13 protein-coding genes are annotated in these 15,095 nt (G+C 69.8%); 1 reads left to right on the top strand and 12 read right to left on the bottom strand.

Translation table 11 applies throughout. From position 1 onward, the window contains the following. Position 1: 1 nt before the first annotated feature. From R2N01_RS00420 to tgt, 5 genes are all read right to left on the bottom strand, one after another. Positions 2 to 1,303, bottom strand: coding sequence for a hemolysin family protein (locus R2N01_RS00420; protein WP_316667323.1), 1,302 nt, complete (start codon positions 1,301 to 1,303; stop codon positions 2 to 4). Then, positions 1,300 to 1,749 carry an rRNA maturation RNase YbeY gene (gene ybeY / locus R2N01_RS00425; RefSeq protein ID WP_316667326.1) on the bottom strand — a complete coding sequence of 150 codons (450 nt, stop codon included), beginning with the start codon at positions 1,747 to 1,749 and terminating at the stop codon, positions 1,300 to 1,302. The genes R2N01_RS00420 and ybeY overlap by 4 nt, the downstream gene beginning before the upstream one ends. Continuing rightward, positions 1,746 to 2,759 carry a PhoH family protein gene (locus R2N01_RS00430; protein ID WP_316667517.1) on the bottom strand — a complete coding sequence of 338 codons (1,014 nt, stop codon included), beginning with the start codon at positions 2,757 to 2,759 and terminating at the stop codon, positions 1,746 to 1,748. The genes ybeY and R2N01_RS00430 overlap by 4 nt, the downstream gene beginning before the upstream one ends. Before the next feature lie 679 nt (positions 2,760 to 3,438). Beyond that, complete coding sequence (locus R2N01_RS00435) at positions 3,439 to 3,918, bottom strand: DUF5709 domain-containing protein (RefSeq protein WP_316667328.1); 480 nt, start codon at positions 3,916 to 3,918, stop codon at positions 3,439 to 3,441. A 69-nt stretch (positions 3,919 to 3,987) separates the two neighbouring features. Next, positions 3,988 to 5,265, bottom strand: coding sequence for a tRNA guanosine(34) transglycosylase Tgt (gene tgt, locus R2N01_RS00440; protein ID WP_316667330.1), 1,278 nt, complete (start codon positions 5,263 to 5,265; stop codon positions 3,988 to 3,990). Positions 5,266 to 5,605: 340 nt separating this feature from the next. On the opposite strand from tgt, the gene R2N01_RS00445 reads away from it, so the two are divergent. After that, on the top strand, positions 5,606 to 6,913 hold the full coding sequence (locus tag R2N01_RS00445; protein WP_316667332.1) for a metallophosphoesterase family protein: 1,308 nt from the start codon (positions 5,606 to 5,608) through the stop codon (positions 6,911 to 6,913). Positions 6,914 to 6,934: 21 nt separating this feature from the next. On the opposite strand, the gene R2N01_RS00450 is transcribed toward R2N01_RS00445, so the two are convergent. The 7 genes from R2N01_RS00450 to lepA all read right to left on the bottom strand — a co-directional run bounded on the left by R2N01_RS00450 (position 6,935) and on the right by lepA (position 14,871). Next, positions 6,935 to 7,669 carry a 16S rRNA (uracil(1498)-N(3))-methyltransferase gene (locus R2N01_RS00450; RefSeq protein WP_316667334.1) on the bottom strand — a complete coding sequence of 245 codons (735 nt, stop codon included), beginning with the start codon at positions 7,667 to 7,669 and terminating at the stop codon, positions 6,935 to 6,937. Then, positions 7,666 to 8,880, bottom strand: a complete 1,215-nt coding sequence (gene dnaJ, locus R2N01_RS00455) for a molecular chaperone DnaJ (RefSeq protein WP_316667336.1) — start codon at positions 8,878 to 8,880, stop codon at positions 7,666 to 7,668. Before dnaJ ends, R2N01_RS00450 begins: the two co-directional genes overlap by 4 nt. 12 nt (positions 8,881 to 8,892) lie before the next feature. Beyond that, on the bottom strand, positions 8,893 to 9,903 hold the full coding sequence (hrcA, locus tag R2N01_RS00460) for a heat-inducible transcriptional repressor HrcA (protein WP_316667338.1): 1,011 nt from the start codon (positions 9,901 to 9,903) through the stop codon (positions 8,893 to 8,895). 178 nt (positions 9,904 to 10,081) lie between these two features. Then, positions 10,082 to 10,867, bottom strand: coding sequence for an inositol monophosphatase (locus R2N01_RS00465; protein WP_316667340.1), 786 nt, complete (start codon positions 10,865 to 10,867; stop codon positions 10,082 to 10,084). 17 nt (positions 10,868 to 10,884) lie between these two features. Next, complete coding sequence (locus R2N01_RS00470) at positions 10,885 to 11,772, bottom strand: DUF3097 family protein (RefSeq protein WP_316667341.1); 888 nt, start codon at positions 11,770 to 11,772, stop codon at positions 10,885 to 10,887. 67 nt (positions 11,773 to 11,839) lie between these two features. Then, positions 11,840 to 12,997, bottom strand: coding sequence for a radical SAM family heme chaperone HemW (gene hemW, locus R2N01_RS00475; protein WP_316667519.1), 1,158 nt, complete (start codon positions 12,995 to 12,997; stop codon positions 11,840 to 11,842). A 41-nt stretch (positions 12,998 to 13,038) separates the two neighbouring features. Then, positions 13,039 to 14,871, bottom strand: a complete 1,833-nt coding sequence (lepA, locus tag R2N01_RS00480) for a translation elongation factor 4 (protein WP_316667343.1) — start codon at positions 14,869 to 14,871, stop codon at positions 13,039 to 13,041. Between the last annotated feature and the right edge of the window lie 224 nt (positions 14,872 to 15,095).

A 15,095-nucleotide genomic window follows, 5' to 3' on the forward strand; every position in this document is an offset into this window, starting at 1 on the left:
CTCACTCAACGGCTGTTTCCTGTTCGTCTGTCGTCGGCTCGGGCAACCCGGAGACGACAATGGTGTCGATCTGGTGGCGCCGGCCGGTGGCCCGCTCGGCGGTGAACTCGAGGCCCTGCCACTCGACGCGCGAGCCGGGGATGGGGACGCGGTTGAGCAGTTTGGACATGAGACCGCCGGCGGTCTCGACGTCCTCGTCAGCGAGCTCGAGGCCGAACAGGTCGCCGACCTCGTCCAGCGGCATGCGGGCCGAGATGCGCCAGCGGCCGGGTCCGAGCTCCTCGGCCATGTCGGGCTCGGCATCGTACTCGTCGGTGATCTCTCCGACGATCTCCTCGACGAGGTCCTCGATGGTGGCCAGGCCGGACGAGCCGCCGAATTCGTCCACCACGACGACCATGTGGTTGCGGCTGGCCTGCATCTCGGCGAGCAACTCGTCGACCGGCTTGGAGTCCGGGCAGAAGGCGACCGGCCGCATGTGCTGATCGACGGTCTCTGCGCGTTCGGCGCCAGGGCTGTCGAAGACCCGCTGAGTGAGGTCCTTGATGTACATGACGCCGCGCACGTCGTCGAGGTTCTCGCCGATCACGGGGATCCGGCTGAAGCCCGAGCGCAGGGCCAGGCTCATGCCCTGGCGCAGCGTCTTGCCGGACTCGATGAAGACGACGTCGGTGCGGGGCACCATGACCTCGCGCACGAGCGTGTCGCCCAGCTCGAAGACCGAGTGGATCATTTCGCGCTCGCCGTGCTCGATGGCATCGTTCTGCTCGGCGATGTCGACCAGCTGGCGCAGCTCCTCCTCGGAGGCGAAGGGCCCGTCGGTGTAGCCGCGGCCCGGTGTGATCGCGTTTCCGACGAGGATGAGCGCGCTGGTCAGCCAGCCGAGGAGCGCAGTGCACAGGCGCAGCGGCCCGGACGCGCGCCCGGCGACGGTCTCGGCGTGTTGACGGCCGAGCGTGCGGGGCATGACACCCCAGAAGATGAAGGCGACGAGGGTGAGAATGAGTACCGGGACGGCGAAGCGCTCCCAGGTGAGGCCCAGATGTTCGAAGAGCACCCAGAAGACCGCGCAGGCGGCGATCATCTCGCAGATGATGCGCAGGAGCATCGCGGTGTTGATGGTCGGGGCCGGGTCGGCCTCGATCTCGGCGACGCGCACGGCGCCGGCGACACCGTCATCGACCATGTGCTGGGCGCGCGAGGGCGTGATCACCTGCAGTGCGGTCTCGCCGGCGGCGAGCAGACTGGCGCTGGCCGTCGCAGCGAGTGCGACGGCCAGCGCGATCCATTGACCGCTGGTCATCCGGTTCCCTGCCAGTCGGCGATGATGCGGTCGTTGAGGCCGAACATGACGGCCCTCTCCTCGGGCTCGGCGTGGTCATGGCCGAGCAGATGCAGCAGCCCGTGGACGAGCAGGTACTCCATCTCCTCCTGATTGGTGCGACCGTTGCCGCCGGCCTGGGCGCCGGTGAAGGCCGGGCAGATGACGATGTCGCCGAGCAGGCCCTGCGGCGGTTCCTCGTCGTCGGCCGGCGCGCGCATCTCGTCCATCGGGAAGCTCATGACGTCGGTCGGGCCATCCAGGTCCATGAACTGCTTGTGGTAAGCGGCCATGGTGTCCTCGTCCACCAGCAGGATCGACAGATCGGACTGGGGGTGGATGCGCAGCCGGTCGAGGGCGTAGCGCGCCAGGCGCACGAGCGCCCGGGTGTCGACCTGCCCACCGGACTCGTTGCTGATGTCGATCACTGCTGCTCCCATCGGCGCCCGGACTGGCGCACACGGCCGGGCTGGCGCGCGCGGGCGGTGTCATATCGGTCGTAGGCGGCGACGATGCGCCCCACGAGCCTGTGCCGGACGACGTCGTGGCCGGTCAGCCTGCAGAAGGCGATGTCCTCGATGCCATCGAGGACGCCCTCGACCTGGCGCAGGCCGCTCTGCGTGCCATCAGGCAGGTCCACCTGCGTGGTGTCTCCCGTGACGACGATCTTCGAGTTGAAACCCAGGCGGGTCAGGAACATCTTCATCTGCTCGGGACTCGTGTTCTGGGCCTCGTCGAGGACGATGAAGGCGTCGTTGAGCGTGCGACCGCGCATGTACGCCAGCGGCGCCACCTCGATGACGCCGCTGGTGATGAGCTTCGGCACGCGGTCGGGGTCGAGCATGTCGTGCAGGGCGTCGTACAGCGGGCGCAGGTACGGGTCGATCTTGTCCGAGAGCGTGCCGGGCAGGAAACCGAGCCTCTCCCCCGCCTCGATGGCCGGGCGGGTCAGGATCAGGCGGTTGACCTGCTTGGACTGCAGCGCCTGGACGGCCTTGGCCATGGCCAGGTAGGTCTTGCCGGTACCGGCCGGGCCGATGCCGAAAGTGAGCGTGTGGGCGTCGATCGCATCGACGTAGCGCTTCTGGTTGAGCGTCTTGGGGCGGATCGTACGTCCGCGGTTCGACAGGATGTTCTGGGTGAGGATCGCCGAGGGGTGCACACCGGAGTCATCCGATTCCATGGCGACGATGCGCTCGACGGCCTCGCCGGTCAGGCCCTGGCCGGTGCGGACGATGGTGACCATCTCGGTGAACACCTGCCAGGCCATCTCGACCGCATCGGCCGGCCCGGTCAGGGTGATGCGATTGCCGCGGACCATGATGTCCGCGTCGAGGCGCCCTTCGAGCAGGCGCAGGAACTCGTCACGGGGACCGAGCAGGTTCACCATGTCGAGCGAGGCCGGCACCAGGATGGTGCGCACGCCCTGGTTTTCCATGTCGTCGGCGCTGTCGTCACGCCGGATGTTCGTACTGGTCAAACAGGGCCTTTCGCAGGAGGACGATCCCGTCTGGTGGATGGTACCGCAGTCAATCCTACGCGGTGCGCGCCGCCGGGCCACTGCGGGCCGGGGCCTTGCCGGGCCGTCGGTCAGCCCCCGGCGGGCACCTCGTCGAGGCTCGTGGTGCCCGGGTCGATGCTCCTGGTCCCCTTCATGGCGACCGGCGAGGCGAGTGCGCACAGGGCCATGACGCTCGGGGGCCGACGGCGCCGGAGCCGAAGCGGTCGACGGCGGACCGGGCCGCGATGAGATCAGCGGCCCCCACGTCGTAGAACTCGACGGTCGTGCCGACCAGCGAGGAGACGACGATTCACCACTTCGAGTCGCCGCCCGCGGGGGCATCGTCCCGGAAACACCGTTCCGGGGGCGTCTGCGGCGCTTTTCACGAGATCAGTCGCTGTCGGCGCGCCCGACAAGATAAAAATCTGTCTCGTCGAACGAGATGATCATTTTTCGATCCGGGACATCAATCATGAGCTGAAACCCCTGCACCCGGCCGCCCCGGCGCGGGCCGGTCCGTACCCGGGTTGCAGCGCCACCCTGGTACGCAGCGGGCTCGGGTCATGGCCGGCAGCCACGTCGCCGGACCATGGTGCCGCCCGAGTACGCGGGGCTTTCAGCCCGTGACCCCGGCGGGTTCGCCGTCCTCGTCGTCATGACGGGCGAGGTCCTCCTCGTCGATGACGTGCATCGCGGCCTCCTCGGCGCTGGCCGCGCCCCCGGAGATCCCCACGTCCGAGGCGACGGCCTGGGGCTCGGTGTCCGCGCCCGTGCTGCCGCCGGGGGCCACCAGGCGCCCGGCTCGCGTCGAGCCGACCTGGCGTTTCTCGCCGTCGGGGTTCCAGTCCGGTTCGGGCCCGCCGTCGGGCTCGGGCTCCTCCTGGGCCACGCGCTGGTCGATGGTCTCGCCCTGCGCCATCTCCGCGGGAGTGTTTCCGAAACGCTGGGCCGCGGACCAGTGATCGGGGGCGACGAAGCCCTCGTCCAGGGGGTCCGCGACACCGCGGTCGATGAGCGAATCGGCCTGGGAAAGCTGGGCCAGGTCGCTGTTCTCCGCGCTCTCGCCGAGGGACAGATCCTCGTTGATCTCACTCATGCCATGATCCTGCCACGAATGGGGGCGTCAATGGTGGGATCATGGCCGATGATCCGGACCGGTGGAACGTCACGGCCGTCCGCCAGCAGGGCCTCGGCCCGCCCGTCCCCCGTTGGTGTTGTAGCGGCCCAGCCACTCGCTGCGGAAGTCCTCGAAGTCGCCGTCCTCCATGGACCGGCGGATCCGGTCGACGAGCCGGATGGTGAAACGCTCGTTGTGGATCGTGGCGAGGACCTTGCCGTCGATCTCGCGGGCCTTGAACAGGTGGTGCAGGTAGGCGCGCGTGCAGTGCGTGCAGGTGTAGCAGTCGCAGCCGTCCTCCAGCGGCGCGAAGGCGCGGCGGCTCGCCGCGGTCGTGACGTTGTAGCGCCCGTCGGCGGTGTAGATGGCGGCATTGCGCGCCACGCGGCTGGGGTTGACGCAGTCGAAGGTGTCCGCGCCGGCCTCGCAGGCGGCGAACAGGTCGTCCGGTTCGCTGATGCCGAGCAGATGGCGAGGCCTGCCGGTGGGCAGCTCGGCAGCGCACCAGCCGACGATCTCGCCCAGGCGGGCCTTCTCGATGGCGCCTCCGATGCCGTAGCCGTCGAAGGGCCGCCCGTCCGGGCCGGCCGAGCGCATCGCCGACAGGTCGCGGCAGGCCTTGCGGCGCAGGTCCTCGTACTGGGCTCCCTGGATGACGCCGAAGAGCGCCTGGTAGGGCCGGTGCGGACGCGCCCGCGTCAGGCGCGCGTGCTCGTCCAGGCAGCGCCGGGCCCAGCGACGGGTGCGCTCGAGGGCCTCGGCCTGGTACCCCCGGGTGTTGAACAGCGTCGTCAGCTCGTCGAAGGCGAATATGATGTCGGCGCCCAGCCGGTGCTGCACTCCCATGCTCACCTCGGGCGTGAAACGGTGCGCCGAGCCGTCCAGGGGGCTCTTGAAGTCCACGCCGTCCTCGTCGACATGGGCTCTGCGCTCGTGCCCGTCGGCGATGACGTCGTCGTCCTGCAGACCGGCGGTGTCCATGGCGAGGGTCTTCCTGAAACCGGAGCCGAGACTCATCACCTGGAAGCCGCCGGAGTCGGTGAAGGTGGGTCCGGACCAGCCCATGAAGGCGCCCAGGCCGCCCGCCTCGTCGACGATGCCGGGCCCGGGCTGGAGGTACAGGTGGAAGGCGTTGGCGAGCACGGCCTGGCCACCGGCGGCGGCGATCTGCTCGGGCAGCATGGCCTTGACGGCGGCTTTCGTGCCGACGACGATGAACGCCGGGGTCCGGATCGTCCCGTGCGGCGTGATGATGGTCCCCGTACGACCCAGCCCGTTGGGCAGGACCGTGTGCGGGGTGAAACCGAAGTCGTCCGGAGAGGCCATGGGGACGATTGTGGCAGAGCCTGACGACCGGTCGGCGTCGAGGAGAGATCGCTCCGCGAGGGACGCGACGGATGAGGCGCATGCAGAAACTGCCGAGCTTTCGCCCCCTCCTAGGGCCTTCGGGCCCGATTCGGGCCGACGTCCGCTGAAAACGCATGTCGCCCGAACTGCTCTGGGCAAGCGCCCGCCCCGCCCCGGGGCCGCACCACTGGCCGGGAGCTTGGGTTGCCGCAGCGGACACTGGCCCCGCAGGACGCCTCATCGCTTCCCTCCGATGAGCCCGAGCCCGAACAAACGGGCTGATGCACCGGCCGGGACGGGCCCGCAGTAGTCTCGGCCCGTGCCAAAGCCCTTCCTGGCGACCGACCTCGAGGTCCTCACCGTCACCCCCACCAGCGCGGTGGTCAGCTGGATCACCCGCCGTATCCGCCGCGGCAGGCTCGTCCCCGAGCCCTTCCCCACCGACGCACGGGTCTGGCTCGGCACCGCCAGCAGGCACCTGCGGCTCGTTCACGAGGACGCCAGGCCGACCGCCTTCCACCAGGTGACGATCACGGGCCTGGAGCCCGGGCGCGAGTACCACTTCCGCGCCATCTCAGGCGACCAGCAGCCCACGCCCGGCATGGCGATCACGAACCGCCGCCAGAGCCCGGAGCGCACCCACCGCTTCATCACGCTCACTCCCCCGCCCGGGCGCTACCTGGAGACGATCGCCCTGGCCAACGACTCGCACCTGGGCGAGAAGCGCCAAGGGATCGTCCTCGGCCCGCTGCCCACCTCGGTGAAGCCCGGGCCCGGCCAGAAGGACTACGCGCAGGTCATGTTCACGGCCATGCTCGACGAACTCGGCTCGCGCCGAGGGCACCCGTTCCTAGTGCTCGGCGGCGACGTGACCTCCAAGGGCACGGCTGAACAGGTCGCCTGTGCACGTGCCCTGCTGGACGGCTACGGCACCCGCCACGAATCGTGGCTGGCAGTGCGCGGCAACCACGACAGACCGCTGCGCGACGGAACCGACCCCTTCGCCGAGAGCTTCACCGAGTACCAGACGCTGTGCACGAGCAGGACCGCCTCTGGCCTGCGCGTCATCGGCCTGGACACCACGCGCGGCGCCGGCGGCGGCTGGATCCTGCCCGCGCAGATGAGCGACTTCAGGGCGCTCCTGGCCGAGGACCACGACTGGCCCACCATCGTCACCGCCCACCATCCGGCGACCAACGACGCCGCCATGACCTACCCGTCGGGTCCGCAGTTCATGCTGCGCCTGCGCGATCGCATCGAACTGCAGCACGCCGAGCGGAAGGCCCGCGGGCTGTTCCTGCATCATGCCGGGCACACGCACCGCATGAGGCGCGACCGCGCCGACGTGCAGGGGGCGAGCGCCGAGTACCTGGAGGTGGCGGCCTGCTCGTCCTACCCGGCAGGCTATGCGCTGCTGCACTTGTACGAGGGCGGCTACCTGGTGAACTTCTGGCGCATCGGCGGCGACGACGCGGCCGCCTGGCAGATGCGCAGCCGCTGGCAGTCCATGGGCCTGGGCCCCCTGTTCACCGTGGGCTCCACGAACGACCGCAACCACGTCGTCCTGAAGGACCTGTCCGACCTGCGCCCCTCCGGCACGCCGGTACCACCCGAACTACAGGTGTGAACCCTGCCAGCACCTTGCGGTTCAGCGACCGGCGAGAGCCCTCACCTGGGCGAGCGCCACGACACCGGCCGTCGAACTGCGCAGCACCGCATCGCTGACGAGGACGCTGGTGGCTCCGGCACGGGTGAACGCCTCGAGCTCGGCCGGGTCGATACCGCCCTCGGGGCCGATGACCACGACGACCCGGCCCGAGGCCGGGACGGTCAGGGCCCGCAACGGCTGCGCGGCCTCCTCGTGCAGAACCAGGGGCAGGTCCGCGCCGGCGAGCAGCTCGGCGACCCGACCGGTGTCGGCCAGCTCGACCTGGGGCACGCGCAGGCGGCGTGACTGCTTGGCGGCGTTGGCAGCGGCCGTCCGCCACTTGGCCAGGCCCTTGGCGGCCTTGGCGTCCCAGCGCACGATGCTCCGTGCCGCCTGCCAGGCGACGATACGGCCCACGCCCATCTCGGTCATGGCCTCGATCGCGATGTCGGAGCGGGCGCCCTTGGCGAGGGCCTGGACGGCGATGATCTCCAGGGGGTTGTCCGGGGCCCGCAGCAGCTCGGTGATCCGCACCCCGATCGCTGACTTGGCGACCGCGGTCACGGTTCCGCGCACGCCGCGGCCGGCGCCGTCGGCGAGCATGACGGACTCCCCCGCCCGCAGGCGCCGGACGGTGGCCGCGTGGCGGCCCTCGTCGCCGCCCACGGTGATGACGGTCCCAGATCGCGCCGCGGCGATGTCGGCGGGCTCGGCCCAGAAGAGCGGATCGGTCATCCGTTGAAGGCGTCGCGCAGGCGGTTGAAGAAGCCCTTGTCGGCGCCGGGCCTGACGCCGACGTTCTCGCCGTCCTCGCCGCGCAGTTGCGCCAGCCTGATCAGCAGCTCTCGCTGCTCGTCGTTCAACCTGGTCGGGGTCTCGATGACGACGGTGACGCCCAGCTCGCCGCGCCTGCCCCTGTCGCGCCCGCGAAGAGCCGGGATCCCCCGGTCCTTGATGATGAGCCGGGTGGCCGCCTGGGTACCGGCCGGGATCCTCAGGTCGACCGTCGAGTCCTCCTGCGAGGCGCCCTCCAGCTCGGCTTCGAGCGTGGTGATCGACACGGTGCAGCCGAGGGCCGCAGCCGTCATCGGGATGGTCAGGACCATTTCGAGGTTGTCACCGTCGCGGCGGAAGACCTCGTGCTCGGCCACCAAGACCTCGACGTACAAGTCGCCGGCGGGCCCGCCGCCGGTACCGACCTCGCCCTGACCGCGCAGGTGGATGCGGTTTCCGCTGCTGACACCGGCGGGGATCTTCACCGAGATCTCGCGGCGGGTGCGCACGCGGCCCTGGCCGGAGCACTCCGGGCAGGGATCGGGAATGATCGAGCCGTAACCGTCGCAGGTGGGGCAGACGGTGGTGGAGCGGATGTCGCCCAGGAAGGAGCGCTGCACCTGCGTCACCGAGCCGGAGCCGTGGCACTGGACGCAGGTGACCGGTTCGGAGCCGACGGCCGCGCCCCTTCCGGAGCAGGTCGGGCAGACGACGTAAGTGTCGAGGTTGAGTTTGCTGGTGGTGCCGAAGGCGGCTTCGGCCAGGTTCAGGCGCACGCGCAGCAGCTGGTCGGAGCCTTGGTGGACGCGCGAACGCGGGCCTCGGCCGCCGGCGGAACCGCCGCCGAACATGGCGCCGAGCAGATCGCCGACGTCGAAGCCGCCGGCGCTGGAGAAGCCGCTGAAGCCGCCCATGCCGCCGAAGGGGTCGCTGAAGCCTGCGCCGCCTCCGCTGCCGCGCATCGGATCGCCGCCGCGGTCGAAGACCGCCTTCTTCTGCGGGTCGGAGAGCACCTCGTAGGCCTCGTTGACGGCCTTGAACTTCTCCTCGGCGTCCGGGTCGTCGGTGACGTCCGGATGCACCTGCATGGCCTTCTTGCGATAGGCGCGCTTGATCTGCTCGGCGGTCGCATCACGGGAGACGCCGAGGACCTCGTAATAGTCAGTACTCATCAGTGGAGTTGATCAACCTTCTGCCAGGAACTGGCCGACATAGCGGGCGACGGCACGCACGGTGGCCATCGTGGACGGGTAGTCCATACGGGTAGGACCGACGATACCCAGCTGCGCCGGCGAATCGGAGGGACCGTAGTTGCTTGCCACGACCGAGGTCGTCTTGAGCGGCTCGTAGGGGTTCTCCCGGCCGATCCGCACGGCGACGTCGCCGGGCAGGTCGGTGGCGGCCGCGCCGAGCAGTTTGAGCAGGATGACCTGTTCCTCAAGGGCCTCGAGCATCGGCTTGACGGTGGTGTCGAACTCGGCGCCGAAGCGCGACAGGTTCGGCACACCGCCGACCGCGATGCGCGGGGCCTCATCGGCGGCGAGCATGTCGCCGATCGCCACGACGACGTCATCGGTGATGGCCGGCAGGGCGCACCGGTCGAGGGCGCGCAGCGTGGCTGCGGCGGCCGGCGTGGTCTGGGCGTCGACGGCGGAGTTGATCCGTTCGCGCAGCACGGTCAGGTCGTCAGCCGAATGCTCGGGCACCTGCAGACTGCGCTGGTGGATGCTGCCTGCCGAGGTGATGAGGATCACCATGATCGTCTGCGGCGCCAGCGTGACGAGTTCGACATGGCGCACCCGCACGGAGCTGACGGCCGGGTACTGCACGAGGGCGACCTGATGGGTGATCATGGCCAGCAGGCGCACGGTGCGCGAGACGATGTCATCCAGGTCTATGGCCCCGTCCAGGAAGGTCGAGATGGCGCGGCGCTCAGCCCCGGACAGCGGCTTGACCTGCGCGATCCGATCGACGAAGAGGCGGTAGCCCTTGTCCGTGGGGATGCGTCCGGCGCTGGTGTGCGGGTGGGTGAGGTAGCCCTCCTCCTCGAGTGCCGCCATGTCGTTGCGCACGGTGGCCGGTGAGACCTTCATGTGGTGGCGCTCGACGAGAGCCTTGGAGCCCACGGGCTCGCGACTGGAGACGTAGTCGGTGACGATGGCTCTGAGCACATCGAGTCTGCGGTCATCGATCACCGCTACCCCCTCCTGCTGGATCCGCTGGGCCGACGCGGGGCCGGCAGCGGCGCACTGGGAAAACCCTGGCGATGCTGCTCGCGTGTCAGGCCCTGGCACTCTCAACTGTCGAGTGCTAGCATAGCGCGGCGGCGGATGCTGCGCGGGCCGGCCCTCGGGGGTGCGGCGGATTGCGGGATCAGGGGCGTGGGGAGGACGGCGGCCACAGGGCGCCGACGCGTCTGGCGGTGCCGAGATCCCGACTGCTGATGATCGGGGCGTCCCGGTCGCCGGGTGCCCACGGGGAGCCGTCGGGGTGGACGATGCCGCCGCCCAGCTCGGTGAGCATGAGGCCGCCGGCCAGATGATCCCACGGCTTGGGATGGCGGTAGACGATGTAGTCGAGTCGTCCGGTGATGACGTGCGGGTAGTCGACGCCGGCGCAATGCGTGGACTCGCGCACCGGCGGGATGCGCCCGGCGGCGTCGAAGCCGCGCCACAGGCGTTGACCGGTCGCCCCGGTAGGACGCGGACGCGTGGGGCTCGGCACGATGGGCTCGCCGTCGCAGGTGACGCCCCCGCCGGCGGTCGCCTGGTAGGCGCGCCCGTACCGGGGCTGCCAGATCCATCCGGCCACGGTCCTGGGCCCGCGCATCTCGGCGACCATGATGGCGAAGTCGTCACCACCATGGACGAAGTTGCCCGTGCCGTCCACCGGGTCGATGACGAAGCAGTGCCCGGCGGTGCCGATGGCGCTCATCAGCGACGGGTCGGTGTAGCAGCTCTCCTCGCCGACGACGACGGCGTCGGGGAAGGCCCGTCCGAGCCGGGTGATGAACTCGGCCTCGGCCTCGCGGTCGGCGACGGTGACGAAGTCGCCCGGCCCCTTGGAGTGCACCTCGGAGCGTTCGAGCGCACCGAAGCGCGGCTCGATGATGCGGGCGCTGATGTCCTTGATCAGAACCATCACATCGTCGGGATTCATGGCGTCTCCTGTCGGGTTCACGGCGCTGCTCGGTCCAGTTCGTCCAAGTGGTCCTGGGTGACGAAGTCGATGAGTTTCTCGACCTCTCGGACGAAGTCGATGTCGAGGTCCTTGTAGGTGCTCACCCGCCGGAGCATCTGCTGCCAGGCCCTGCCGACATCGGCCTGGTCGATCTGCTCGTAGCGCTTGCCCCTGGGGACGCCCAGCCGCGCCAGGGCGCCCTTCTTCCAGTCCTGGTCGCGCGGCACCTGCGGCCAGGCCGTGAAGCCGAGCAGGCGCGGGTCGATGGTCTGCCAGATGTCGATGAAGCGGTGACCGGTGATCATGACGTAGTCGCCATGGCCGGCGTCGCGCACCTGGGCGGCGACGCGCGACTCCTTGGTGTCGGCGACCAGATGGTCGACGAGCACGCCGAGGCGGCGGCCCTCGGCGGGCCGGAACTCTGCGACGATACCGAGCAGGTCGTCCATGCCACCCATGTACTCGACGACGACGCCGACGTGGCGCAGATCGGCTCCCCAGATCTTCTCGACGAGTTCGGCGTCGTGGCGCCCTTCGACGTAGATGCGGCTGCCAAGCGCCCTCCTGGCGTCCTCGCGCGGACCGGCCAGCGAGCCGGAGGCCGTGTACCGGGTGGGGCCCCGGCGCAGCGGGATGCGCAACGCAACGGGACGGCCCTCGACCAGGTAGCCGTACTCGCCGACGGGGAAGGCCCGGCGGCGGCCGGCGCGATCCTCGAGGACGACCAGGCCGTTCTCCCAGCCCACGACCTCGCCGCAGTAGCCGTCGGGGCCGACCTCGACGACGAGTCCGGGCTCCAAGGGCAGATCGACCGTCTTCGGCCTGCTGCCCCGTCTCCGGCCGCCCAAGGACGCATCGGGGCCGTACCGATCCTGACCAGCCATGTCTCCAACCCTAGTGGCCGCCGCCGGTGGACCGTCCCGTCCCCTGCGGCAGGCGCCCCGCACCGGCTCAGCCGAGCACCTCGCGCGTGACGGCATCGCCGAACAGGCGCCCGGCCAGCGTCAAGCGCACCCTTTCACCGGTGATCTCGACCAGCCCGCGCCCGACCAGGCCGGCCAGTGGGGCGCGCTCCGCCCCGGTCAGCTCATCCAGCCCCAGCCCCTCGCGCAGGCGCAGGCGCAGCATGACCGTCTCCTCATGACCGATCGCCTCGTCGAGGATCTCGTGCCCGGCCCGTGGACTGACGTCCTCGGCAAGCATGGCCGCGTAGCGGCGCGGGTGCTTCACGTTCCACCAACGGACCACCCCGATGTGGCTGTGCGCCCCGGGTCCGATGCCCCACCAGTCGTCGCCGCGCCAGTAGGCCATGTTGTGGGCCGCCTCGCGGCCGGGCAGAGCCCAGTTGCTGATCTCGTAGTTGACCAGACCCGCGCCCCCCAACAGGCTCTCGGCGAGCAGGTACTTGTCGGCCTCGAGGTCCTCGTCGGGGGCGGGCAGCCGGCCGTGCTGGATGCGCCTGGCCATGGCGGTGCCCTCCTCGACGATGAGGCCGTATGCGCTGACGTGCTCGGGGGCGGCGCCCAGCGCCGCCTCGAGCGAGGCCCGCCACTGGCCCATCGTCTCGCCGGGCGCGCCGTAGATGAGATCGAGCGAGACGTTGTCGAAACCGGCCCGGTGCGCCCAGGACGCCACCTGCACGGCGCGACCGGGCGAGTGGCGGCGCTCCAGGGTGGCTAGCACCTGTTCGTCGCCGGACTGCATGCCCAGGCTGAGCCGGTTGAAGCCGGCTGCGCGCAGGTTCTCCAGGCGGCGCTCGTCGAGGGTCTCGGGATTCGCCTCCGTGGTGATCTCGGCGGCCGGCACGAGGCCGAAGGACTCCCGCAGGTGGGCCAGCAGCCCGCCGAGCTCGTCGTCGGCGGCCATCGTCGGGGTGCCGCCGCCGAAGAAGACGGTCGAGACGGTTCTGCCGTCACCGGACAGCGCACGCGCCGCCTGGTCGATCTCGCGGTGGGCAGCCTGCACGTAGTCACGGACGGACATGCCCGGCAGCTGGGCGGGCGCGTAGGTATTGAAGTCGCAGTATCCGCAGCGGGAGGCGCAGAAAGGCACGTGCACGTAGAACGACAGCACCCGCCCGGGCACCGCGGTGAGGGCTCCGGGCCCGATGGGCTCGTCGGCCGCGTCGGCGCGGATCGTCAGCGACACCGCTACCTCTTCTTCTCGACCGCGTCGGCGTTGGTCAGGGCGGCGACGAAGGCCTCCTGGGGCACCTCGACGTGCCCGACCGTCTTCATGCGTTTCTTGCCCCGCCTCTGTTTCTCGAGCAGCTTGCGCTTGCGCGTGATGTCGCCGCCGTAGCACTTCGCCAGGACGTCCTTGCGGACGGCACGAATGGTCTCGCGGGCGATGACGCGGGCACCGATGGCCGCCTGAACGGGCACCTCGAACTGCTGGCGCGGGATGAGCTTGCGCAGCTTGTTCGTCATCTCGACGCCGTAGCCGAAGGCCCTGTCGCGGTGGACGATCGCGCTGAAGGCGTCAACCGATTCGCCGCTCAGCAGGATGTCGACCTTGACCATGTCGGCACGCTGCTGACCGCCGGGCTCGTAGTCGAGACTGGCGTAGCCCCTGGTTCGGGACTTGAGGGCGTCGAAGAAGTCGAAGACGATCTCGCCGAGCGGCAGTTCGTAGCGCATCTCGACGCGGTCCTCGGACAGGTAGTCCATGCCGAGCTGGGTGCCTCGGCGACTCTGACACAGTTCCATGACGGGACCGATGAACTCGGCGGGGCACAGGATCGTGGCGCGCACGACCGGCTCGTAGACCGCCTCGACCTTGCCCTCGGGGAACTCGGAGGGGTTCTGCACCCAGTGTTCGGCGCCGTCCTCCATGACGACGCGGTAGCTCACGCTCGGTGCCGTGCTGATCAGATCGAGGCCGAACTCGCGTTCGAGGCGCTCCTGGATGATCTCCATGTGGAGCAGGCCGAGGAAACCGGCGCGGAAGCCGAGGCCGAGGGCGCCGGAGGTCTCGGGCTCGAAGGTCAGGGAGGCGTCGTTGAGCTGGAGCTTCCCGAGGGCCTCGCGCAGTTCGGGGAAGTCGCCGGCCTCGATCGGGTACAACCCCGCGAAGACCATCGGTCTCGGGTCCTTGTAGCCGGCCAAGGGCTCGGCGGCGGGGCTCTGGGCCAGGGTGACGGTGTCGCCGACGCGCGACTGGCGCACGTCCTTCACGCCGGTGATGAGGTATCCGACCTCGCCGACCGACAGGGCTCCGCAAGCGGACGGCTCGGGCGCATGGACGCCGATCTCGAGCACCTCGTGGGTCGCGCCCGTGGACATCATGCGGATGCGGTCACGATGGTTCAAGCGGCCGTCGACGACGCGCACGTAGGTGACGACGCCGCGGTAGACGTCGTAGACGGAGTCGAAGATGAGCGCGCGCGCCCGGCTGTCGGCATCGCCGGTGGGCGCGGGCACCTGCTCGACGATCGCGGTGAGCAGTTCGGGGACGCCCTCACCGGTCTTCGCCGAGACGCGCAGGACCTCTGAGGGCTCGCAGCCGATGATGCCGGCGATCTCTTCGGCGAACTTGTCGGGCTGGGCGCCGGGCAGGTCGATCTTGTTGAGCACCGGGATGATCACCAAGTCGGCCTCGAGCGCCAGGTAGAGGTTGGCCAGGGTCTGGGCCTCGATGCCCTGGGCCGCGTCGACGAGCAGGACGGCGCCCTCACAGGCCGCCAGCGAGCGACTCACCTCGTAGGTGAAATCGACGTGGCCAGGGGTGTCGATCATGTTGAGGACGAGCTCCCGACCATCGACGGTCCAGGGCATGCGCACCGCCTGGGACTTGATGGTGATACCGCGCTCACGCTCGATGTCCATCTTGTCGAGGTACTGGGCGCGCATCTCGCGCTCGTCGACGATGCCGGTCAGCTGCAGCATCCGGTCGGCCAGCGTCGACTTGCCGTGGTCGATGTGCGCGATGATACTGAAGTTGCGGATGATGGCCGGATCGGTGGCTCCGGGCTGAACGGTCAAACTGGTCGACTCCTCGATGTGATCGCGGTGATCATGCTCCTGCTCATGAGTCCGCCCATGACACCGGACGCGGGATCATCCGCGGCCGAGTCGCAGAACGCTCCCAATTGTCGCACGGACGCGAAGCGTTTCGAGGCGCGCGTCGCAGGTGCGGTTTGGAGCAGCGCACGCTCGGGTGATAAATTCATCGGATGTGTCCTGTGCGGCGGTGCCGGATCGCATCC

This window comes from uncultured Propionibacterium sp., assembly GCF_963539965.1.
Classification (GTDB): domain Bacteria; phylum Actinomycetota; class Actinomycetes; order Propionibacteriales; family Propionibacteriaceae; genus Propionibacterium.

Bases quoted from the DNA above. Each gene is read 5' to 3' on its own strand.
- R2N01_RS00435 (WP_316667328.1), bottom strand. From the start codon at position 3,918: ATGAGTGAGATCAACGAGGATCTGTCCCTCGGCGAGAGCGCGGAGAAC.
- dnaJ (WP_316667336.1), bottom strand. From the start codon at position 8,880: ATGAGTACTGACTATTACGAGGTCCTCGGCGTCTCCCGTGATGCGACC.
- tgt (WP_316667330.1), bottom strand. From the start codon at position 5,265: ATGGCCTCTCCGGACGACTTCGGTTTCACCCCGCACACGGTCCTGCCC.
- R2N01_RS00420 (WP_316667323.1), bottom strand. From the start codon at position 1,303: ATGACCAGCGGTCAATGGATCGCGCTGGCCGTCGCACTCGCTGCGACG.
- R2N01_RS00450 (WP_316667334.1), bottom strand. From the start codon at position 7,669: ATGACCGATCCGCTCTTCTGGGCCGAGCCCGCCGACATCGCCGCGGCG.
- R2N01_RS00465 (WP_316667340.1), bottom strand. From the start codon at position 10,867: ATGAATCCCGACGATGTGATGGTTCTGATCAAGGACATCAGCGCCCGC.
- R2N01_RS00470 (WP_316667341.1), bottom strand. From the start codon at position 11,772: ATGGCTGGTCAGGATCGGTACGGCCCCGATGCGTCCTTGGGCGGCCGG.
- R2N01_RS00430 (WP_316667517.1), bottom strand. From the start codon at position 2,759: ATGGAAAACCAGGGCGTGCGCACCATCCTGGTGCCGGCCTCGCTCGAC.